At 59.4% G+C, this 20,602-nt stretch carries 23 protein-coding genes and 2 tRNA genes; 8 read left to right on the top strand and 17 right to left on the bottom strand.

The features are described from left to right. Positions 1–27: 27 nt before the first annotated feature. Positions 28–699, bottom strand: coding sequence for a protein-L-isoaspartate O-methyltransferase (locus tag QF629_04080; GenBank protein ID MDP6012712.1), 672 nt, complete (start codon positions 697–699; stop codon positions 28–30). 161 nt (positions 700–860) lie between these two features. Here QF629_04080 and QF629_04075 point away from each other — a divergent pair. Continuing rightward, positions 861–934: transfer RNA gene (locus QF629_04075), tRNA-Cys, on the top strand. 641 nt (positions 935–1,575) lie between these two features. On the opposite strand, the gene QF629_04070 is transcribed toward QF629_04075, so the two are convergent. From QF629_04070 to QF629_04035, 8 genes are all read right to left on the bottom strand, one after another. Continuing rightward, positions 1,576–2,853 carry a CmcJ/NvfI family oxidoreductase gene (locus QF629_04070; GenBank protein ID MDP6012711.1) on the bottom strand — a complete coding sequence of 426 codons (1,278 nt, stop codon included), beginning with the start codon at positions 2,851–2,853 and terminating at the stop codon, positions 1,576–1,578. A 94-nt stretch (positions 2,854–2,947) separates the two neighbouring features. Then, positions 2,948–3,835 (bottom strand): aldo/keto reductase, encoded by an 888-nt coding sequence (locus tag QF629_04065; GenBank protein MDP6012710.1) that lies wholly within the window; start codon positions 3,833–3,835, stop codon positions 2,948–2,950. 91 nt (positions 3,836–3,926) lie between these two features. Beyond that, entirely contained in the window at positions 3,927–5,012 is a 1,086-nt protein-coding gene (locus QF629_04060; protein ID MDP6012709.1) for a mandelate racemase/muconate lactonizing enzyme family protein, read from the bottom strand. Continuing rightward, positions 4,999–6,018 carry a hypothetical protein gene (locus QF629_04055; GenBank protein MDP6012708.1) on the bottom strand — a complete coding sequence of 340 codons (1,020 nt, stop codon included), beginning with the start codon at positions 6,016–6,018 and terminating at the stop codon, positions 4,999–5,001. Before QF629_04055 ends, QF629_04060 begins: the two co-directional genes overlap by 14 nt. A gap of 148 nt (positions 6,019–6,166) precedes the next feature. After that, complete coding sequence (locus QF629_04050; protein ID MDP6012707.1) at positions 6,167–6,868, bottom strand: nitroreductase; 702 nt, start codon at positions 6,866–6,868, stop codon at positions 6,167–6,169. A gap of 47 nt (positions 6,869–6,915) precedes the next feature. After that, positions 6,916–7,038 carry a hypothetical protein gene (locus QF629_04045; protein MDP6012706.1) on the bottom strand — a complete coding sequence of 41 codons (123 nt, stop codon included), beginning with the start codon at positions 7,036–7,038 and terminating at the stop codon, positions 6,916–6,918. A gap of 222 nt (positions 7,039–7,260) precedes the next feature. Continuing rightward, positions 7,261–9,453, bottom strand: coding sequence for a thiamine pyrophosphate-dependent enzyme (locus QF629_04040; GenBank protein ID MDP6012705.1), 2,193 nt, complete (start codon positions 9,451–9,453; stop codon positions 7,261–7,263). Between the two features lie 172 nt (positions 9,454–9,625). Next, positions 9,626–10,675, bottom strand: a complete 1,050-nt coding sequence (locus QF629_04035) for a phosphotransferase family protein (GenBank protein MDP6012704.1) — start codon at positions 10,673–10,675, stop codon at positions 9,626–9,628. A 94-nt stretch (positions 10,676–10,769) separates the two neighbouring features. Here QF629_04035 and QF629_04030 point away from each other — a divergent pair, with 94 nt between their 5' ends. Continuing rightward, positions 10,770–11,423 (top strand): RraA family protein, encoded by a 654-nt coding sequence (locus tag QF629_04030; GenBank protein MDP6012703.1) that lies wholly within the window; start codon positions 10,770–10,772, stop codon positions 11,421–11,423. On the opposite strand, the gene QF629_04025 is transcribed toward QF629_04030, so the two are convergent. Continuing rightward, complete coding sequence (locus QF629_04025; protein ID MDP6012702.1) at positions 11,420–12,019, bottom strand: YqgE/AlgH family protein; 600 nt, start codon at positions 12,017–12,019, stop codon at positions 11,420–11,422. The genes QF629_04030 and QF629_04025 overlap by 4 nt on opposite strands. 113 nt (positions 12,020–12,132) lie before the next feature. On the opposite strand from QF629_04025, the gene QF629_04020 reads away from it, so the two are divergent. Together QF629_04020 and QF629_04015 are read left to right on the top strand one after the other, a co-directional pair. Next, positions 12,133–12,384, top strand: coding sequence for a DUF2312 domain-containing protein (locus QF629_04020; protein ID MDP6012701.1), 252 nt, complete (start codon positions 12,133–12,135; stop codon positions 12,382–12,384). 52 nt (positions 12,385–12,436) lie between these two features. Next, the gene (locus tag QF629_04015; GenBank protein MDP6012700.1) at positions 12,437–12,814 is read left to right on the top strand and encodes a zinc metallopeptidase; all 378 of its coding nucleotides are present in this window, start codon (positions 12,437–12,439) and stop codon (positions 12,812–12,814) included. Between the two features lie 115 nt (positions 12,815–12,929). Here QF629_04015 and QF629_04010 read toward each other — a convergent pair. The 7 genes from QF629_04010 to QF629_03980 form a co-directional block, all read right to left on the bottom strand. Beyond that, positions 12,930–13,007 (bottom strand) — tRNA-Pro (locus QF629_04010). Between the two features lie 64 nt (positions 13,008–13,071). Further along, the gene (locus tag QF629_04005; GenBank protein ID MDP6012699.1) at positions 13,072–13,527 is read right to left on the bottom strand and encodes a MerR family transcriptional regulator; all 456 of its coding nucleotides are present in this window, start codon (positions 13,525–13,527) and stop codon (positions 13,072–13,074) included. Beyond that, positions 13,517–13,837 (bottom strand): integration host factor subunit alpha, encoded by a 321-nt coding sequence (locus QF629_04000; GenBank protein MDP6012698.1) that lies wholly within the window; start codon positions 13,835–13,837, stop codon positions 13,517–13,519. Before QF629_04000 ends, QF629_04005 begins: the two co-directional genes overlap by 11 nt. Positions 13,838–13,968: 131 nt before the next feature. Continuing rightward, positions 13,969–15,027, bottom strand: a complete 1,059-nt coding sequence (gene plsX / locus QF629_03995; GenBank protein ID MDP6012697.1) for a phosphate acyltransferase PlsX — start codon at positions 15,025–15,027, stop codon at positions 13,969–13,971. A gap of 55 nt (positions 15,028–15,082) precedes the next feature. Continuing rightward, on the bottom strand, positions 15,083–15,268 hold the full coding sequence (gene rpmF / locus QF629_03990) for a 50S ribosomal protein L32 (protein MDP6012696.1): 186 nt from the start codon (positions 15,266–15,268) through the stop codon (positions 15,083–15,085). A gap of 270 nt (positions 15,269–15,538) precedes the next feature. Next, positions 15,539–16,078 carry a DUF177 domain-containing protein gene (locus QF629_03985; GenBank protein MDP6012695.1) on the bottom strand — a complete coding sequence of 180 codons (540 nt, stop codon included), beginning with the start codon at positions 16,076–16,078 and terminating at the stop codon, positions 15,539–15,541. After that, positions 16,075–16,620: a ubiquinol-cytochrome C chaperone family protein gene (locus QF629_03980; GenBank protein ID MDP6012694.1), complete on the bottom strand. Its 546-nt coding sequence runs from the start codon at positions 16,618–16,620 to the stop codon at positions 16,075–16,077. Before QF629_03980 ends, QF629_03985 begins: the two co-directional genes overlap by 4 nt. A 78-nt stretch (positions 16,621–16,698) precedes the next feature. Here QF629_03980 and bamE point away from each other — a divergent pair, with 78 nt between their 5' ends. The 4 genes from bamE to QF629_03960 all read left to right on the top strand — a co-directional run bounded on the left by bamE (position 16,699) and on the right by QF629_03960 (position 20,437). After that, on the top strand, positions 16,699–17,145 hold the full coding sequence (bamE, locus tag QF629_03975) for an outer membrane protein assembly factor BamE (GenBank protein MDP6012693.1): 447 nt from the start codon (positions 16,699–16,701) through the stop codon (positions 17,143–17,145). Positions 17,146–17,679: 534 nt separating this feature from the next. Then, positions 17,680–18,120, top strand: coding sequence for a nuclear transport factor 2 family protein (locus tag QF629_03970; protein MDP6012692.1), 441 nt, complete (start codon positions 17,680–17,682; stop codon positions 18,118–18,120). A gap of 118 nt (positions 18,121–18,238) precedes the next feature. After that, on the top strand, positions 18,239–19,459 hold the full coding sequence (locus QF629_03965; GenBank protein MDP6012691.1) for a Tm-1-like ATP-binding domain-containing protein: 1,221 nt from the start codon (positions 18,239–18,241) through the stop codon (positions 19,457–19,459). Positions 19,460–19,525: 66 nt separating this feature from the next. After that, a complete protein-coding gene (locus QF629_03960; GenBank protein MDP6012690.1) occupies positions 19,526–20,437 on the top strand; it encodes a phytanoyl-CoA dioxygenase family protein in 912 nt (303 codons plus the stop codon). Positions 20,438–20,602 lie beyond the last annotated feature (165 nt).

The following is a 20,602-nucleotide window of genomic DNA, read 5'->3' as shown; positions in this document are numbered from 1 at the left end:
GCATCCTCCCAGATCGGTAATGCCGTCTCATAATACAAATTCATGGGACGCCCTAAATCCCGGTAACATTGGTAATGCCGCATCGAACAGCGCCCGCGACGAGACCACTCCGCCGATGCGCGTGTACAATGTGACCTGCCCCAAATGTCCGTGTCCCCCAGTAAGTGGCTGCGAGATCACAGTGGCCAGTCGGCCGCCTTCGGCCAGCTGCTCAAGGATCACCTCCGGTACCTTTTCGACACCGCCGCCAATCAGAATGACATCGTAAGGTGCTTGGTCGGCATAGCCTTGGGTTAAGTCGCCCTCTATAAAGAGCACGTTATCGATATCCAATGTTGGCAACACGTTTGCGCCGATGGTGCTCAGCTCAACATCGCTTTCGAGTGCTATCACGGTTCCCGCCAGCCGACCCAGAATGGCACTCGAATAGCCACTCGCGCAGCCAATATCGAGAGCCGTGTTGTCATGGCCCGGGTCGAGCATCTGGATCATGCGCGCAAGCACCGCTGGCTCTGTAAGGTAACGGCCGTTGCCGATCGCCAAGTCCTCGTCGACGTAGGGCACCGCCTGGAGCGGGCCTGTCACGAAGCACTCCCGCGGCACTATCGCCATGGCCTCGACGATTCGTGGATCGGTAACCTTGTTCGGAAGTATTTGGCCCTCGACCATGTGGGCGCGCATGGTGGCGAAGTCGGGCATCCATAATCCTGTATTTAAAGGTGCGGCAATCGAAGCAACCGCTCACGCCGCTTCCATCCGCGCCAAGACGGGTGGAGATTATAGCGCCGCGCTTCAGGAAACAATGCCCGGCTGCGCTCCTTGACCGCACCAATGCTCGCCCCTATACCAAGCGCGCGCTTGGCCGGGTGGCAGAGTGGCTATGCAGCGGACTGCAAATCCGCCTACATCGGTTCGATTCCGGTCCCGGCCTCCAGACGCAACTTATTGACATTGCGCCTAATTTTATATTTCTGCGACGATGAATTCGCAGTGCCTCTTCGATGCCTATGCAATCGTGGTGTATCGGTAATAGCGTTTTGTTTCTCGATCAATTCTGCAATTTGGTGCCCGATCACTTTGATCGTCCAGCAGATCTGCTTTCCGTACACGTGCGCGCATCTCAAAATTATGGCAAGTGTTTTGTCGTCACTGATGCGTTGTATCATAGGGTGATTAACGCCACCCTGGATTAGCCTCGTAATCGCCGTGTGGCGCGCGACATACGGCGTGACTATTATCGGTTCCAATCCCATCCGAGTGACCGCTCTGCGACATAGCTCTGCCGACACCGTCGTGATCGATTGCTCTCGCTGCCGGGCCTCAGCCTATGGCACTAATAGGCGGGGGTGTTGGGGTCGAGACGATCGAAGCGGTTGGTCAAGATATCCAAACGCCGTGTGGCGACACAGATACCAAAGGCCGCTCACAAACCAACAATCAACATGGATTAGTATATGGGAGCGGATCAGACCCACCTCGTAAATGAGTAAGCTGACGGGCGCAGATCACCGCTCTACTTGTGGTTGGCATAGCCAGCGCCCGCACGTTCGCCGCTAGCTGCTGTCCTTATTCTTTCTAGAAGAAGACGAAAGAGCGGACCACAACGTTCTTGCGGGAGGGCGCATCCAGGGGCACGGTTGGGTCGATGCAGGCGGTGTGGAACGACCAACGCGAGACCGAACCGTCGGTGACGGAGTCGTAGCATTTAAGCATCGAGACTTCGGTCTCTGTCTGCCGGGGAAACCAGTACCATTCGTGGTCTGGGCGGTAGGTGAAGCGCGTGGTCTCGCCGACGCGGTCATCGTAGATGCGATAGTTGGTGATGTAGGGCTGGTTTGCAAACGAGGGCCAGGCGCAAAGCACGAAGGGAAATTGTTCTACGGTTTCCATCGGCTTGGCGAGATTGATCGACATGAAGCGCCGCGACATTTTCGCGTCCGCCTCGGTCTCGGTGTAGTGCTGCTCGCGCCCGAAGTTGCGCAGGTTTTTCGTGAGCAGTTCCCGACAACGCACGCGACCGCTGTTATCGTTCAAATCGTTATGGACGATGGTAGCGTACCTCGCGTTCACGCCCGGATTCTTATTGTCTTGATCTTCCGTGCGGTCGCCCTGGTAGTCCTTGTCGAATACATCGTGGTTATAGACGAGTGCATCCGTCGCATCGGGGAAGAATTTCAGAAGTAGCTTCTCGATCTCTAAGTAGAACACACGCTCCACTTCGGCCGCGTCGTAGAAGTTCTCGCACTTGGAGTCGAGGTGCGCCAGCGAGACACCGATCTTGTCCATGCATTTGGGGGTGTCGGGCGCGAGGCCGGGGTAATATTCTCCGATGCGCCGTGCATCGCGCATCACCTGCGGGAAGAAGAGGGTCCGCCGTCTCATGTTCTCCTCCTCCTTGCGCAACAGATCAGCCTCGGTCGTGCGCGCCGGGTCCCGCCAGACGGCATTGGACGGTACGATGGAGTAGGTCGGCTGCTCATAGACGGTGTAGGGCAACGGCAGTGCCAACCCGCCGGAGAGCGCTTCTACGCCCTTTTCGTGAATGTAGGCCACGCATTCCGAGAACTTGCGAAAGCCGATACCCCACTTGGTTTCGATGGGCCCCGGGGGCGCGTTGTCTATCATATCAACAACCCGTTGCCCCTCGCCCCCGGCGATCATTGCCAAAGCCGCTTCGAACGCCGCGGCGGTTCCCGCATCTCCGTTGCGGTCGAACGACATGTAGGAAAGTCCGCCATTGGCGGCGACGGGTGCGGCTTGGCCGTCTGTGATCTGGAGGGACGGTACGTAGACAGGGGAACCTGTCATCGAGTTTGCCGCAACGTGATTATCCGTGACTTTGAGCCGATCCATAGGGCACTCCAAGTGAAATACGCCCCATCGTGGCACACGTGGTTTGTGCATTCTAGCCGTTTAGGTTCTGGATCAACGGTTGTTATTGCGACGCTTAGGCAGTCGCCTCGTCAATCTCGGCGATGGCTTCGGCATCAAGCACGAGCTCGGCAGCCAATGCCGAGTCCTCAATGCTCGCGGAGCGGGCGGCGCCGACGATGACGATCACCTGTGGTCCCTTGCTCAGCAACCAGGCTACGGCTAATCGCTGCGGGCTTACACCCAGCTTTTGGGCCAGACTAGCAACGGCGGGGTGGCGGCGGGCGAGATCGCGTGCTCCGTGCGGCGGGGCAGCAATGCCGCCCAGCGGGCTCCAGGGGATGAAGGCCAGCCCTCGCGATCGGGTTGCTGTAAGAGTTCCGTCGTACTCGGGTTGCCTATGCCCCAGAGAATATTGATTTTGCGTGCTCGCGATCGCGGTAACGGCCTGGGCCTCGTCTAGCTGCGCCAGCGAGTACTCGCTGACACCGATGAAGCGTACCTTCCCTTCGTCGCGCAGACGGGCAAAGGTGCCGATACTCTCGGCCACCGGCACGTCCGGGTCCGGCCGGTGGTGCTGCAGTAGGTCGATGTGCTCGACGTTGAGATTACGGAGCGAGGCCTCGCATTGATGCCGCAAATAGTCCGGGCGACCATTGGGAACCCAGGCCCCGCCCGGGCGCATGAAGCCCGCTTTGGTCGCCACCACTACCCGCGCTCGTACGCCTGCAGGCAGCGCTGTCAATGCACGACGAAAGAGGCGCTCGTTATGCCCCATGTCGGATTCGCCCAGACTGTAGCTGTCCGCCGTATCGATAAAACTGATGCCCTGATCGATGGCATGATGAATGACCTTGATGGCGGTTACTTCGTCGGGCCGTGTCTCAGGTAAAGACAGCGGCACGCCGCCGAGACCGACGGCGCTCACGGGCAGGCCTGTATTCCCCAGTTCACGAGTCTTCATGGTGGAAGTGTGGCATGACCCCCGCCGCATGTATAGGCGGCAACGCTGGGACCTCAACCGGCGATTTGGTTTCAAAAACGTATGCGTCCGCTCAATCGCGATAGGGATGATCGCGCAACAACTCGGGCTTGAAGTTGAGGCCGTGGCCGGGCCTCTTAGGCGGTGTTATGAAGCCGTTCTCGACAGGCACTGGCTCGACCCAGAGGTGGTCGTGCCAGCCCATATATTCGAGCCAGGAGGGGTTGGGGATGGCGGCATTGAGTTGCACGCTCAGCTCGGGGAAGACGTGTGGTGCAATAGTCAGGCCGGCGCGCTGGGCGTGCTCAGCAATCACCCGTAGCTCGGTGTAACCCCCGCGCATAACATCGGGCTGCAGGATGGAGATCTTGCCGCTGGTGAAGAACGGCTTGAGGTCGTGGTGGGTGAAATGATTTTCGCCACCAACAACGGGCGTGGCGATGGCGTTTGCAACGCGGTGGTAGCCCTCGAAGTCATCGGCCATGACGGGTTCTTCAAGCCAGGCGAGGCGGTAGTCGTCGAGGCGGCGGCCAACGCTGATGGCCTCGTCCACGGTCCAGCCTTGGTTGACGTCGACCATGATCTCGATGTCGTCGCCTAGCGCCGCGCGCATATCGCGCACATTGGCAACGTCCTCGTCGTGGTTGAAAGTGTGCGCGACCTGCATCTTGATCGCCGTGAAGCCCTGGGCCACGTAGCGCTGCGCCTTCTTAATCATGCCGTCATGGCCAAGGCCGCGAAAGCAGCCCGAGCCATAGATCGGCAGGGGGTCTCCCTTGCCACCCCAAAGCTGCCATAGTGGTCTGCCGGCGGCACGGCCCTTGAGGTCCCAGAGCGCTATGTCGAGCGCAGATTGTGCCATCACCGTGATACCCATGCGGCCCTGAATAAAGGTTGCTTGCCACATCTTTTGCCAAAGCTCTTCGACATTATCTGCATCGGCACCGATGAGTAGAGGCTTGAACATTTCGTGGATGCACATATCAAGTGTGCGCATGCCGCCGGCGAGCGGATGTAGATAGCCTGTGCCGATGACACCGTCGTGGCGCTCGACCTCGACCACAAGCAAGTCGATATCGCCGAGAGTGAGAAAACCGGTCTGGGGTGGCTCGACGAAGGGGACGGAAAGCAGCTGTGTGCGAATATCAGCGATGGTCATGCAAGCCCTCCGTGGCAAGACGTTTGGCGAGTGAGAAGAAACCACGCTTGCGCTCCGAGTTGATCGACCAGTCAACGGGCACACTTTGATAGCCGCATTCCGGCTCCTCGCCATCGAAACGGTAGTCAAAAACGCCCCAGGAGGCGTGTTCCCCAACCGCGGCTAGAAAGTTGTTGTCGAGCCCGTCGAAGTCGTAATGGTCATCCTCATTGAACAGGATAGGCATGGGCTGGTAACCGCCGATCCGACGGGTCCGGCGCACCATCTCGCGGATGCGATCGGGTTGCTCCACCTTGTTGCCGTGCAGCAGCAAGAAATCGCTAGCTACGACCACCGCGCTGTCGGGGATTGTACCGCCACCGTAGCTGGTGCCGACCAATAGTTTGCGCCCAGCCTTGGCGCGCCTGATCAATTCGTGTACGCGCTTGGGCTGGAGAATCGGCTGTTCGTAGCGAATATTGCACTCGTTATTAATCTCCAACAAGACATTGGTGTGGCCCTCCGCCGTAAGCCAATCTGCCGCTGCGTCGACGGCGCGCGTGATTGCGGTCTCGTCGCGCAGAACCTTTTCCTGACCGAAATAGAACAGGCCCAGAATCACCACCATGCCAAGCCCGTCAGCCGCCTCTAGAATGCGTCGCGCGCGCGTCAGGTAATCTTCGCGCAAGGCTCCGTCCGCCGCGAAAGCAGAGTTAATCCAAGGCTGAGCTTGAGAATAACCGTAAGGGCTACCACCCTGCAGGTTAAGCGTGAAGGCTAACACGCCGTGAGCCTGCCAGCTCGCCATGGCAGCAATGAATTCTCTGGTATTGCGCTCGGCATCCCATTCGCCGGTGTCGGGATAGGCCCAGAGATGCCGCGTCTCGGGGTTCAAGTCGTCGAAGATGCCCTGTACCATGCGGGTGTTGAATAGCAATCCCTCGATGCCCGGCACGCCTTCGTAGGTCACTCGGGCATTGAGGAAGAACTGTGCGCCGCGGATTGCTACCTGGGTCTTGCCGGCCATGCCCCCCCCTCCTGGTAGGTGCTGCCGCCGGTTGGCACCTTATCGTCGAGGCGAGCCTCCAAGACATTGTCGTGGGTGTTGCGGCCGAGCGATAGCGTGGTGAGCGCGCCAAGTGCTCCCAGGTCCTCACCTACACTGATCACTCCCTTTAAAAATCTAAAAACCGGGCAAAGTCCTTCACTGGTTCACGCTCGGTGCGAAAATTGTTTTCCGGCGCGGCGTGATCGAGGTAGCCCATAGACATGCCGCAGATGACGATCTCGTCGTGGGGAATGATGAGATGCTTGCGGATGATGTCGGGGAAGCGTGCAAAGGCCGCTTGAGCGCAGGTGTGCAGCCCCTTGGCGCGGGCTGCCAGCATAATGCTTTGAAGAAACATACCGTAGTCGAGCCAGCTGCCGATCTCGAGGATGCGCTCAATGGTGAAGATCATTGCTACCGGGGCATCAAAGAAGCGGTAGTTGCGGGCGTGCTGGGCGTGGGTCTTCTCGCGCTCGCCCTTGCCGATGTCGAGTGCACCGTAGAGTGCCCAGCCGACCGTGCGCCGACGCGTCTTGTAGGGTTCCGGGAACGGCTCGGCGGGATAATACGGCACTTCCTGGTGCGCCATGCCGCCGTCGTCATGGGCCGCGAGCAAGTCGCGCTCGAGCGCGGCGCGAGTCTCGCCGCTGATCACGGTCATTTTCCAGGGCTGCATGTTGACCCCGGATGGCGCGCGCGAGGCTAGGGCCAGAATCTCCTCGACCGTTTCGCGCGGCACCGGTGTGGATAGAAAGGCGCGGGCCGAGAAGCGGCTGTCCAGCGCCGCCTCTACGGTTGCAGCGATGTCGCGGCGCTCGATGGTATCCATGCAAAGCCTCCGGGTGTCAGGTAAGGCTCTGTATAGCACCTATCCGCTTAGATGCCGACGGCGTGCGTAGCCTTCAGGATTTGCTCGTTACAGGCCAACTTATCGAAAATCTTCCGCCTGATCTCAGGCTCGAGGAAGACCTGGCGCACGACACCGTTCTTGTCGGTCATGAAGGGCTTTCGAGGAAAATTTCTAAACCTTTCGTGTCGTTATCATTGCATAGATCTGGTCATGGACAAGTTGGGCTTACCGGAGCACTGAGGGGTGGTCAGGCTTACCTGACTCGAAGAGCAAGACGATGGCGCTAGGGTCTTCAGAGAGATTAATGGGCCAGGGCCGCGCCGGCCGAGCCGGCGCCGACAATGATGCAGTCCGCCTGCGCCGGGCCGGCCCTACTCCGCTACTTGCCCCAGGCCAGCGTCCCGCATCACGTCGGCGTAGCCACGACGCACGTCGTCGTCGCTGGCATTCGCCGCAAGATCCAGCACCTTGGAGATGGTGGGGGCTGCCTCGCCGCCCGTGACGCGTTTAACTGGCTGGTCGAGCAGGTCGAAGAAGCGGCGCTGCAGTTCGTCGGCTATACCCCCCCCGTACGAGGTGCCTTGGGCGCCCTGCTCGACGATGATCACGGCGCCGGTCTTGGCGAGGCTGGCGCCGATGGTCTCCCAGTCGATGCCGGCGCGGTCCAGGCTGCGCAGGTCGATGATCTCGGCTGAGACCCCCATCTCGACCGCAATGTCGATACAGGGCTGTACCATGGCGAGCGCAGCGAGCACGGTGAAGTCATTGCCGTCGCGCATCACCTTGGCTTTGCCGAGCGGGATGTAATAGTCGAGGTCATCTTTCGGAGCCAGACCCTTGGCGGTGTAGAGGTCGAGATGCTCGATCACTAGCACTGGGTCCTCGCAGGTCAGCGCACTGTTCATCAACCCGACATAATCGAAGGGCGTCGATGGCGCGACGATGCGCCAGCCGGGGAACTGGGCGTAGAGCCCAGCCGGGTCCATGGAGTGCTGCGAGCCGTAGCCCGATTTCGCTGCGACCTTGCCGCGAGCAACTACCGGTACCGGCATATCGCCGCCGAACATGTGGCGCATCTTGCCGATCTGGTTGAAGAGTTGGTCAGCGGCGACGTAACAGAAATCGGCGTACATCAGCTCAATGACGGGACGGAACTTGCCATCGGCGGCGACACCGCCGGCAACACCGCAAAAGCCGTTCTCCGTAATCGGCGTACTGACGACGCGATCAGGGAATCGCTCCGGTAGGCCACGGGTGGCACCGTTAGTGCCGCCGCGCAGGCGGCTGACGTCCTCACCAAGCACGAAGATGCGCTCGTCCTCTTCCATGCGCCGACCCATGACGCCGGCCACGAGATCGATGAACTTCCGTTCTTCGAGCTCGCCCGCAAAGGTTTCGATCTCTTCGTAGCGCTTGCCATCCAACTCGGAAAGGTTGCCGCGCACACCGTGATCGACGAACTTGGGGTTGGGCCAGAGCGCAGGGCGAACGCTCCGCTGGTTCCCGTCTGGCTCGGTTAATGCTGCGGCAGCGCGCTCCATGGACTCCTGGGCCTTGGCACGCACCGCCGCGACTTGCTTTTTGTCAAGATGGCCGAGGGCGATCATCTCTTTAGCTATGCGATTGAGCGGGTCGCGGGCGCGCCAGGCGGCCTCGTCTTCCTTGCTCCGATACCCGAAGGCGCTGCCAGGGAGCGGCCCGTTCTGGTGGAAATAGCGGTAGGAGTGAGCTTCGAGGATAATCGGCCCCCTGCCCGCCCGCAACTCTTTCAGGGCCTTGTCGGTGGCGAGACGCACTGCCAGCGGGTTCATGCCGTCGCAAGTGTAAGAGGGAATGCCGTAGGCGAGTCCGCGCGAGGACAGCCGCGTCTCCCGTGTAGCCTGCTCGGGATTGGTGGAGACGGCGATCTGATTGTTATCGATGAAGAACAGGATCGGCAAATCCCAGAGCGCTGCGAGATTGAAGGATTCGGCGACGGCCCCCTGGTGCAGTGCTCCGTCGCCGAAGAAGCTGACGACAACATCGCCCTCGCCCGCCATCTTGCGCGAATAGGCGACGCCAGTGGCGATGGGTACGCCGCCACCGACGATGGCGTTGGTGCCGACCACGCCCGCTTCCTTCCAGCGTAGATGCATCGAGCCGCCGCGGCCGTGGCAATAGCCCTGCTCCAGCCCCATGATCTCGGCCAGCGTACGCTGTATGACGTCCTGCATGGGCGTTGGCATATTGTCGCGTAGGGGATCGAAGCTATCGGGCAGCACATGTGGCAGCGCCTTGGCGAGAAAGTGGTGGTGTGCGCGGTGAGTGCCATTGATCTGATCGGACGAGCGTAGCGCCGAGAGACAGCCCACGGCCGACCCCTCCTGCCCGATCGACGAATGCGCCGGTCCGTGCACCAGGTTCTCGCCGACTAGTTCCAGCACCGTCTCCTCAAAGGCGCGCACCAGGTGCAGGTGGTGCAACATGTGCCCGAGCATCTTTGCATCGGCCTTGTGCCAGTCCGCCTTCGTCGTGCGGATCTCCTGCCATGGCGTATCGGTGGTCAAATTGCGAACGGATGGCATGACGCTTCCTCCCTGGGCCTGAGCCGGGATTGCTTACAGGAAATTGCCGGACTGAGAAAGGGTCCTAGCCGAGCGAGTGGGACAGTGTCTCGGTTCTTTACGGTCGACGCTGTTGAAGCCTTCTGTGAACCAGTCGTAGACCCAGGAAAAGAGACCGCGGGTCGTCTACGGTCTACTCTTCGATTAAGGCCCATGCTCGCTCGGCGTAGAGTTCTGTAAGCGCGCCGTATTGAACCGCATCGGCGCTGCTGGCATTGCCGGCCAGGCCGCGGGTATAAACGCCGTCCACAATCGCGGCGCTACGGAATAGCGAGAACGCCACATAAAAAGTGGGATCGAAGACTTCGCATCCGGTGTGGTGGCAATAGGCTTCGACATAAGCATCGCGATCGGGAATGCCGAGTTTCGCCAAGTCAGCGCCCTCCAACCCCTGATGTCCTTCATGGGGACTGTAATAGGGTTGGAGGTTGTAACCAAAATCCGCTAGCGGGTGGCCAAGGGTCGAAAGCTCCCAATCGAATACGGCGATGACTTCCGCCCTTTCGGCGTGGATCATCAGGTTGCCAAAACGATAGTCCCCGTGCACGACACCGCTTTCGTCATCCTCGGGGAGGTGCTCCGGCAGCCAATTAATGAGTCTATCCATAGCGGGGATATCGCGCTGCGACGAAGCCCGGTATTGCTTAGTCCAGCGGCTAAACTGGCGCACAAAATAGCTACCGGGCTTGCCAAAATCCGACAGCCCTACCGTATTCGGATCGACCGAATGCAAAATGGCAAGGCAGCGGCTCATGTCATTGTATACGGCACGACGCTCTGCTGGCGTCATATCTTCGGGCATGACCGTGTGATAGACGCGCCCGCGTTTGCGCTCCATGATATAGAACGGCGTGCCGATTACGGCGTCTTCCTCGCACAACAGATACATCTCGGGAAGTGGCAGGCCGGTATCGGCGAGTGCCTTCTGCACTCGGTATTCACGCTCCACGGCATGGGCAGATGGCAGCAGTTTGCCCGGCGGCTTTTTACGCAATACATAGTCGTCGTTTCCGAAGCTTAACACGAAAGTCGGATTGGACTGGCCACCGTGAAACTGGCTCACGGTAAGCGGTTTGGTAGCGCCGTCTAGCGCGCCACGCAGATAGGAGGCTAACGCGTCCTCGTTGAATCTATGCGCATTGCGCACCGGTATTAGCCCTGCATCCTGATCCGCTTTACTCATCCCGCCGCCCTTCTCGCCGCTTCGCACCTTCGGGATACCAGATTGATATCAGCAGTGGTAGGTAGCGAGTGAAACTAGATCCGAAGGAGCAAACATGACCATCGTCCGCCATGCCATCGACTTCCCACCTCTGTCCCCAACCGCCCGTGCCGCGCTGGCAGGCTTGGATACCACCCTCCTATCCGACGCGCTCGGCGGCAAGGCGACGGCAGCCGCCGCGTTCACGCCGTTGTCCTCAAGGGAGCGTCTGGTGGGGCAGGCCCGCACCGCATTTTGTCCAGGATCGGTTTTGCCTGCGATCGGCACCATAACTTTAGCCAGACCCGGCGAGGTGCTGGTCATCGGTGGGGGTGGCGATAGCTTCGCCAGCCTCGGGGGTATCATGGCCCGCGACGCCGTGCGTCAGCGACTGGCCGGCCTGGTCATTGACGGTCTGGTGCGCGATATCGGCGAATTGCGCGCCATGCCCTTTCCTATCTTTTGCCGCGGCGCCACGCCACATGGCGCCGGTGCCGATCCGCGGGGCGCCATCGATGGTCCGGTCAATCTCGGCGGCCCGTTAGTCTATCCTGGCGACGTCATCGTAGGCGACGACGATGGCATCGTCGTGATCCCCTTGGCTCAAGTCGACGAGGTCGTCACCAAGGCCATCGCTAAACGCGACGCTGAAGCAAGCTGGATTGCAGACATTGAGGCTGGCAAAAGCTTAGCCGAGGTGCACGGTTTTGACGTGCCGAAGTCGAACTAAAGTTCCACGCCGAAGCTGTCGATCGCGGTCTGCCACATGCTGTCGCGCTCACCATGGAAAACAAAATCCGATTCCGCTGGCAGCACTAGCCAGTCATCGCGGGCCAGTTCGCTGAAAAGCTGGCGCGGGCTCCAACCAGCATACCCGAGAACGAGTATCGCGCTCTCCGGACCCTGATCCGTGACCAGCGCCCTGAGTAACTCGAGATCAACGCTGTAGGCGAAACCCGGCTTCACCCTGCCTGTGTCGTCGTTAACATAGTCGTCCGAATGAAGAACGAAGCCGCGCCTGGGCTCGATTGGGCCGCCCCAATGCAAGGCAATCGGCGTATCGCTACCTTCGACACCCAAAGCGAACTGATCTGCCACCTTGCGCCCCGGTAATTCGCCTAGGGGCCTGTTCAGGATCAGACCGAAAGCCCCATGCTGGTCATGCTCGCAGACAAAGATAACGGTCTGCCGAAAGCGAGGATCGGGCATGGATGGCGCCGCTACTAGAAGCTTTCCGGCAATCCATTGCCCTTCGGGTTGGGCCCGACTGTCACCGTCAACTGGGAGCAAAAAGGCCAGAGCCAGGATCATCGCTAACCGGCGCATCCAGCATCCCCCATGCAGTGATAAGAGCCTCGCAGGTAACCCTGCGAGCCCCTATGATCGCGCGCCTCCCTCCCCGAAAGCAACCGCGTATATGCGAAGGAAGGAAACTCGATATGGCCAATCAAGGCGGCATCGCCGGCGAACAGCTGCGCTCACTTATCGAACGTGTCGAACACCTGGAGGAAGAACGCAAGGCGACCGCAGACGACATTCGCGAGGTATACGCGGAGGCCAAGGCTGCAGGCTTTGACATCAAGGTCATGCGCCAGGTCGTGCGTCTCCGCAAGCTCGACACTGCTGATCGGCAAGAGCAGGAAGCACTACTTGACCTTTACCGCCACGCTATCGGTATGGAGGCTGGGTAGGCATCAAAAATTCAGACATAAGGCTCGCTTTTCGTCCGACACGGGCACCGCCATGCCACTGCTTGCGCTTCTCGGTCTGTTGCTGATTCTTGCCATCGTGCTGGGTCCAAGCCTTTGGGTCAGGGCTACGCTGGCGCTGTACGCGGCGCAGCGCAGTGATATTCTACGCACTGGGGCTGAGCTGACGCGGCATTTGCTAGACCGTTTCGGTCTCGAAACGGTAGCGGTTGAGGCGGTGGCAGAGGGTCACCACTATGACCCGGACGCGCGCGCCGTGCGCCTTGCACCCAACGCCCATGAGGGCTGCTCGGTGGTAGCGGTGGCGGCGCACGAGGTCGGCCACGCGATCCAGCAACGCGACATCAATTGGGATGTTAGAAAAGAAGGTGGGAGTATGGCAACAGCGATCAGCTTGGCCGCACCTAAATAGAGGATGCCGATTCCGGGGTGCTTATGGGTATCATCGCTACCAATAAGTCACCTATAACCAAGACTGTCCTTGTCCAAGAACAACAGACACTTCTTAACATACATTGTAAACTGATTGGTCGGAGCGAGTGGATTTGAACCACCGACCCCTTGTCCCCCAGACAAGTGCGCTAACCAGGCTGCGCCACGCTCCGACCGGTCAGCTGAACAAACATACTGATACCGGATGACGCGCGCAAGCTGCGTGCCAAGTTTGCATCATAGAGCCTTACGCAGGCGACGGCAGATGTCCTCGAGTTCGCCAAGCACGGCTTCTAGGCTGTCGTCCTCAACGGCCGGCGCTGGTGTCGGCGCATCGTCCTGGAATTCAAACTGCGCGAACTGCTCCGCCGTGCCGTCGGCGCGTTCCTGTAATATCTTGACGCCGCCTTCGCGCAATAGCTTCTGGACTCCCTTGATGGTGTAGCCGTCGTCGTAAAGCAATTCGTGCACGCCCCGCAGCAGGATGATGTCCTCGGGCCGGTAATAGCGTCGCCCGCCTCCCCGTTTCATCGGCCGGATTTGCGAGAATTTGGTTTCCCAGAAGCGCAGCACATGCTGCGGCACGTCGAGAATGTCGCTGACCTCGCTAATGGTGCGAAAGGCCTTGGCCGACTTCCGGGTGCGGCCTGCGCGCGCGTTTTCGGTGGCCACGCCGGCACTGTCAGCGCTCATGTATTGTCCCGCCATGTTGGTCATCGTTGATATGGTGTTTGAGTAGGTGCGACGGGCGAAAAATGATCACACGGCGTGGCGAGATAGGCACTTCCTGACCTGTTTTCGGATTGCGACCCACCCGTTGCGCCTTCTCGCGCACCATGAAACTGCCGAACGTTGAGATCTTCACCGGATCCCCTCCCGCTAGGCACTCAGCCATTTTATCTAGCACGGTGGCGACAAGTTTAGCCGACTCGTCGCGTGACAAGCCGACTTCCTCATAAACCGCCTCGCTAAGATGGGCCCGTGTTATGGTCGCCATCTCAATTTCCCTCCCAGTTGAAGTATAAGTTTAACGCAAGCTGGAAAAACCGTCAATATCAATGGGATGCGAAAGATCACTCAAGTAAAAATAGCGGCTAAAAGTGGCAGAAGCCCGGGCTTTTCGGTAATCCGCCGTCAGGATGCAGCAGCAGCCTTATCGACCTGTTGCTTGCCGTGCAGGCGGCCCAGCTGCTCCATCATACGAACGTTGACGTCACCGGCGACCATATCGATGGCAACCTCAATGGCGGTGGCGAATCCAAGAGAATCGGTGCCGCCATGGCTCTTCACCACGGTGCCATTGACGCCGAGGAACATGGCGCCATTGTGGCGTCGCGGGTCTACCTTCTCGCGCAGGGTATGAAAGGCACTGCGCGCCAGCAGGTAACCCAGCCGGCCGCGCCAGGAATTGCGCAGAGCCCGCTTGAGGAAGTCGCCATAAAGCTGGCTCACGCCCTCGGCGGTCTTGAGTGCAACATTTCCGGTGAAACCGTCTGTGACGATGACATCTGTCGTGCCCTTGGCAAGATCGTCGCCCTCAACGAAGCCGTGGTAGACGTAGGGAGGTTTCTCCGCCTCGCGTAGTCGGGCCGCAGCCTCACGCAGTTCATCATGGCCCTTGAGTTCTTCGTAGCCGACGTTGAGCAAACCGATAGTAGGATCGACCCGGCCAAGCACGGTATGCGCGAAGACAGCCCCCATCACGGCGAAATCGACCAGGTTATCAGCATCGCATTCGATATTTGCGCCGAGATCGAGGAACACGCTCTCGCCACGTCGGGTAGGAAAGACTCCGGCAATGGCTGGCCGGTCAATCTCGGGCAGCATACGCAGTGATAGCCGCGCCATGGCCATTAGGGCGCCGGTATTGCCAGCCGATATCAAGGCATCGGCTTCTCCCGCACCGACGGCATCGATAGCCAGGCGCATGCTCGACCTGCGTCCGCGCCGCAAGGCAACGGACGGTTTGTCCTCGGCGCCAACGACATCGTCGGTATGCACAATGCGGATACGCTCTCCGAGCACGCGGCGGTACCGCTTGGCAAGTGGCCGCAGGGCCGGCTCGTCGCCAAATAGGATGAAGTCGACGTTCGGCCGCCGCGTGGCCGCCAAGCGCACGCCACGAACCACCATGCGGGGCGCCTCGTCGCCCCCCATCGCGTCGACTGCTATCGTGATCCTTGCCGCCGCCATGGCACCGGCTCCGATCGCTGTTGGGTTAAGCCAATCCGGTAATCAGAGCCAAAGCCTACACCGGATCGGTGGGCTCTACCAATTCGCGCTCCCCGTAATGCCCGCACGCCTTGCAAACATGGTGCGGCAGCTTGAGTTCGCCGCAATTAGGGCACTCGCCAGACTGGGTCCTGGTGAGGGAATCATGGGCTCGGCGCATGTCGCGCTTGGAGCGGGTAACCTTTTTTCTCGGTACGGCCATCGGCTATAGCTTCTAACAATCCTGCAAAGCGCAGCTTACTAAAGCATGTCTTGGTGAATTGGAACCTGTTTGATGGGGCCAGCAGGTTTTTGGGATAGGAGCGGCGGGCCGAGCGATGTGGCCATCGGCCCAGCATGTGCAACGCATTCGAAAAGGCTCCTTGGCCTATCGCAGGCCGACCTTAGCGGTGATGTGGCGTGGTTGAGGCCGGTCAAACCGACTCCACGTTCCCAAGACTTGCTAAAAGATGAATGCGGAGCGGGAGTACCCTCAATCCTTAGCATCGCGTAATTGGGCTAGGGCGGAAAACGGTGATTCCGACGTCACAGTTTCTTCATCTTGCTGCAAATCGAGAGTGGCGCCTGGGCTGCGCGGATAGGGATTGATAGCAAGCGCCAAGTGTTGGGCGAGCAGTTCGCCGATATCGATGCTGTCACCGGTCAAAAGCTCAGGCGGATCGGTATCATCAGGCGTAAATGCGATCTCACGCGCTATTTCTCCGCTATCCGCATTGAGCGCGAACTCGACCTCCATCCCTGTTTCGCTCAGCGTCGTTGCAACTGGCTCTAGCGTCGCGATACAGCGCTGAACTACGGCGGCGTCGAGGTCGATGCAAACCCGGACTACGTCGCCCGAACCATCGCGTGCCGTAGTCCGCCTCACGGCGAGGCGGCCTGTCAATGACTCCAAAGTGCACAAATCGAAACGCCTAGCCAAAGTTGTCAGCTCATCGGCATCGGCGACGACCTCAAACAGCATCGGCTCGTTGCCGATATCGGTAACGGCGAGTGGTCTGGAAAGCTCGGTCACGACGTCAGTGCCTTCGGAAAACAGATCTTACTGCTGGCCAGCGCCGCCACGGTCTGCCCTGCCAGCGATGCCTCGGCCCGCACCACGTAGTCGGCAATGTGCCTGGCGGCGGCTAAACCGTCCGCAGGTTTCACGTTGCGTGCCAACGCCTCTGCCAAAGCCTCGCCATCGCCCATCTCAAGGGCGGTGTCATAGGCCCTGAACCGCCCGAAATACGCGCGTGCCATGATCTTTATCCGGCGTCCGACCCCGAGGTCTCCGGCCCCCATCTCGCGTAAATTACGATCCATGTCATCAAACGTGATATCCAACAGCGCCTGCGCAAGGGCCTCGTCCTCGCCATGCAGACGCCGCAGCAGCAGGCTCAAATGCAGCATAATCATATCGAATCGGCCATCGACGCTATCCGGCACCCCAAGTTTGGCATAGAATTCCGGCCGGCGCGACTGGGCCACGAGCGCGCCGTAAAGTGCGTCCACCTTGCGCGATAGCGCTCGATCGTGCCGCCAACGCGCGGCCAGCCTGCCCAGCAGTCCCGTCATTGTCGTGCTGTCCACCCGGAAATGTTGACTTTGTCGGCGGCGCGGTGAGACAGTCGCGCCGCTCGATGAGGCCATAGCATGAACGCCACGATGCACAAACTCCGCACCCCTCTCCGCCTGTTACCGTTGCTTGCCCTGGCGCTAATTGCTTGCGAACCGCGCCTAGACACGCACGGCTTCATGCCGAACTCGGAGTTGGTGTCGCAGATACAAACCGGCGAGCAAGACAAGTTTGAGGTGGCGGAGGTACTGGGCTCACCCTCGAGCATGGCGACCTTTGACGATGACATCTGGTACTACATCACCCAGCGAAGTCGCACATTTGCCTTCTTCAAGCCCGAAATCATAGATCAGCAAGTGCTGGTGGTGCGTTTCGACGAAGCGGATGTGGTGAGCGAGATCAACCGCTATACCATCGAAGATGGCCTGATCGTCGATCCCGTGACGCGCGAGACGCCCACGGCGGGCAAAGAGCTATCGGTCCTGCAACAGCTCTTTGGCAATATCGGCCGTTTTGCGAAGTAACGGCACCTCATGCCATGACTCTCAGCCTTCGTCGGGCGGTCTTTTTTAAAATCGTCCTGGATGTTGCGCAGTTTCTCGATTGAAGCCTGCAAGTTGGAGCTATCGATTATATTTATATTGATAGGAACACTATTCAAAACTTGGTGGCGGGCTCTTTCAACACGCTTGCACGAGGGGTCGGCAGGCACGACAGAAGGCACTGACTTTCTAGGCGATTTCGATGATTCCCCAGCAATCCACACAGCGCAACTGCGAGGTATATAGCAAGGGAACAAGGCGCAACTTCTATCGCGATACCGACCAATAGGCCGTGTATAACCGGGTAACCCAGCGTCCGAGCGGTTGTCACTGAAATAGCCGATATTCGCGAACAAGGCCGCTAAAAGCAGTTACGGTGGTGGATGGAAGCGGCTGCGCTTCCGTCTCCGGAGTGCAGAAAGAGAGGACTGACGTTCAGGGTTTTGCCACGTTTATTCGCTATAGCCGACGAGAAATGCTCTAGAAAGAGAATCCCCACGCTGACGAGCGCCCACTATGACTGATATACCAAGCGCCTTGACCGAGTATATGGAAGGCTTGCGCACGCATAATATCGCGCGGATAGGGGCGAGCCTGTCCAGTGATGTCAAGTTCGTGACCCCAGTACGCAGTATGGACAAAGCGGAGACCCTCGGCTTTCTCACCGCGCTCTATGCCGGTTTTCCTGATTGGCATTACGACAACGACCCGCCCGAAACGCTGGAGCTTAGCGTCTGGCGGGTGAAATGGCGCCAGGGGGGCACACACACCGCCGCGCTCGTACTACCGGGTTTTCCCACGGTGCCCGCGACCGGGCGCGAGGTGACCATTCCCGAGCACTACTTTTACTACGGGGTCAAGGACAACATGATGGTTGAGATTCGCCCGGATCCTGTGCCGGGCGGGGCACCGCGCGGTATTTTCGAGCAAATTGGCGTCACTCTGCCGCCACTGTAATATTTATTGCGAGGCTTGGAGAGCCGACCCGCCATGCCCCATGCCACTACAGCGTTCGAAAAGGTCTTTGTCATTCTCGACAGTGACTGCCAACTCTAATCGGCGGTGGCCGCGCATCATGACTGATACGATCGGCAAAGGCGTGGGCCAAGCGTATGTTGTCACTACACTCGATACTAAGAAGCCGGAAGCGGTTTACGTTCGCGACCTGATCGAAGCTGCAGGAATTGCCACGACGCTCGTCGATGTCGGGACCCGCAGCGACGATGCCAGCGCAGATATTAGCGCGGTCGAGGTCGCCCACCATCACCCTGAGGGATCGCTAGCCGTATTTTCCGACGACCGCGGCGATGCCATCACAGCCATGGCGATGGCACTGCGGCACTTGATAGGCTTGCGTGATAATGTTGGCGGCATCATCGGCCTCGGTGGCTCGGGTGGCACCAGTATCATCGCGCCGGCCATGCGGGCTTTGCCGGTCGGGATACCGAAAGTCATGGTCTCAACCCTGGCCTCCAGCGATGTTTCGGCCTATGTCGGGCCATCGGATCTTTTCATGCATCATCCGGTGACTGATCTCGCCGGGCTGAACCGGGTCTCACGACGGGTTCTGGCAAATGCTGCTCATGCCATAGCCGGCATGATGACGCACACGGCGCCCACTATCGAGGACAGCAAGCCGGCGCTCGGCCTGACCATGTTCGGAGTCACAACCATCTGCGTGAATGCGCTCACCGCGGCTCTGGAACACGATTACGACTGCTTGGTATTTCATGCCACTGGCACTGGCGGTCGCTGCCTGGAGCAATTAGTCGATGGCGGTGATTTGGTGGGCGTCGTCGATATCACGACGACCGAAGTTTGTGACTTTCTACTCGGCGGCGTACTCAGCGCCGGCGAGGATAGGCTCGGCGCTATTGCACGCAGCGGCGTGCCCTATGTCGGCTCCTGTGGCGCCCTAGACATGGTGAACTTCTTCGGCATGGATAGTGTTCCGGAACGCTATCGCGGGCGACGACTTCATCGCCACAACGCGCAAGTGACGCTGATGCGAACCAATGCTGAGGAATGCGAGCGTATCGGGCGTTGGATTGGTGAAAAACTGAACACCTGCAACGGACCTGTGGAGTTTTTGCTACCGCTCAGGGGTCTCTCGGCGATCGATGTCGAGGGCGCTCCATTCTACGACCCCGATGCCGATGCGGCGCTTTTTCAAGCCTTGTACGATACTGTTATACAAACCGATAGTCGACAACTCCACACCGTCGATGCTGCAATAAATGACCCACTCTTTGTCGCTGCCACTCTTGAGGCTCTGCACCGCGCCACGGTGTCCTGAGTCAATTGAAAAATTCGGTGACAGTTTATATTTTGTGATGCGGGGCCAATTTACCCGGAGGTTACGATGACACAGAGGCTACTCAGTGAGCTGGAGATTGCCGCCTATCATGATCAAGGTTTTCTGGTAGTCGAATCCCTGGTGCCCGAGGCTGTGTTGGCTGATATTGAGTGCGAGATCTCAGGGTTGCTCCAGGGCGCGCGTGAACTCGCCGCCAGCAACACGGTCTTCGACCTAGAGGACAGCCATACGCCGGCTACGCCCCGGGTGCGCCGCATCAAGCAGCCGCATCACCATTGTGCTGCGGTGGATGCCCTAGCGCGGAACCCACTGATTGTTGATATTGTAACCCAGCTGCTCGGTCCGAACGTGCGTTTGCAGGGCGGCAAGCTTAATTTCAAGAGCGCGGTCTACGGCGCCCCTGTCGACTGGCACCAGGACTGGGCCTTCTACCCGCACACCAATGTGGATATTCTCGCCCTTGGCGTCATGCTCGACGCTATGACGGAGGACAATGGCCCGCTCATGGCGTTGGCCGGGAGCCACAAAGGTTCGGCCTTCGACCACCACAACGGCGACGTTTTCTGCGGCGCTATTGATATGGCGGCCTCCGACCTCGACGTCGGGCAGGCGGTGGCGATGTTGGGCCCGCGTGGCTCGATAAGCCTGCACCACGTCAAGACCGTGCACGGCTCGGCGCTCAACCGCTCAGGGGCCGATCGCCGTCTTCTGCTCTTTGAGATGACGGCGGCGGACGCTTGGCCGCTGTTCGGCTCGCCGCTGCGCTACGAGGATATAGAGGACTTTCGCTCGCGCATCGTCGCCGGCGAACAGTCCCTAGAGGCACGCCTCGAGCCCGTTCCCGCGCGCATTCCCCTGCCGCGCCCGACCGATGCTGGATCGATCTACGATGTGCAGAAAAGTATGGCTAGGCGACAGTTCATCACCTACGAGAAAAGCATGGAGATAATGGAGTAGCGTGGTGCCGGACAAGTAACGAAAAACGTGCGATTGGGGCTCTCATGACAGGCGAGTGTAAACTCGCCTCGATCTTGGGAATGATATTTGAGGTGGTCCCAGAAAATCGGACAGGTTGCTAAGGTGTATTCCGCCGGATAACGGAGGAATACGAGATGACAAAAC

This window comes from Alphaproteobacteria bacterium (assembly GCA_030739735.1).
GTDB lineage: Bacteria > Pseudomonadota > Alphaproteobacteria > UBA7887 > UBA7887 > UBA7887.
The sequence above is the reverse complement of the archived record's forward strand: the minus strand, read 5'-3'. Positions and strand labels throughout refer to the sequence as shown.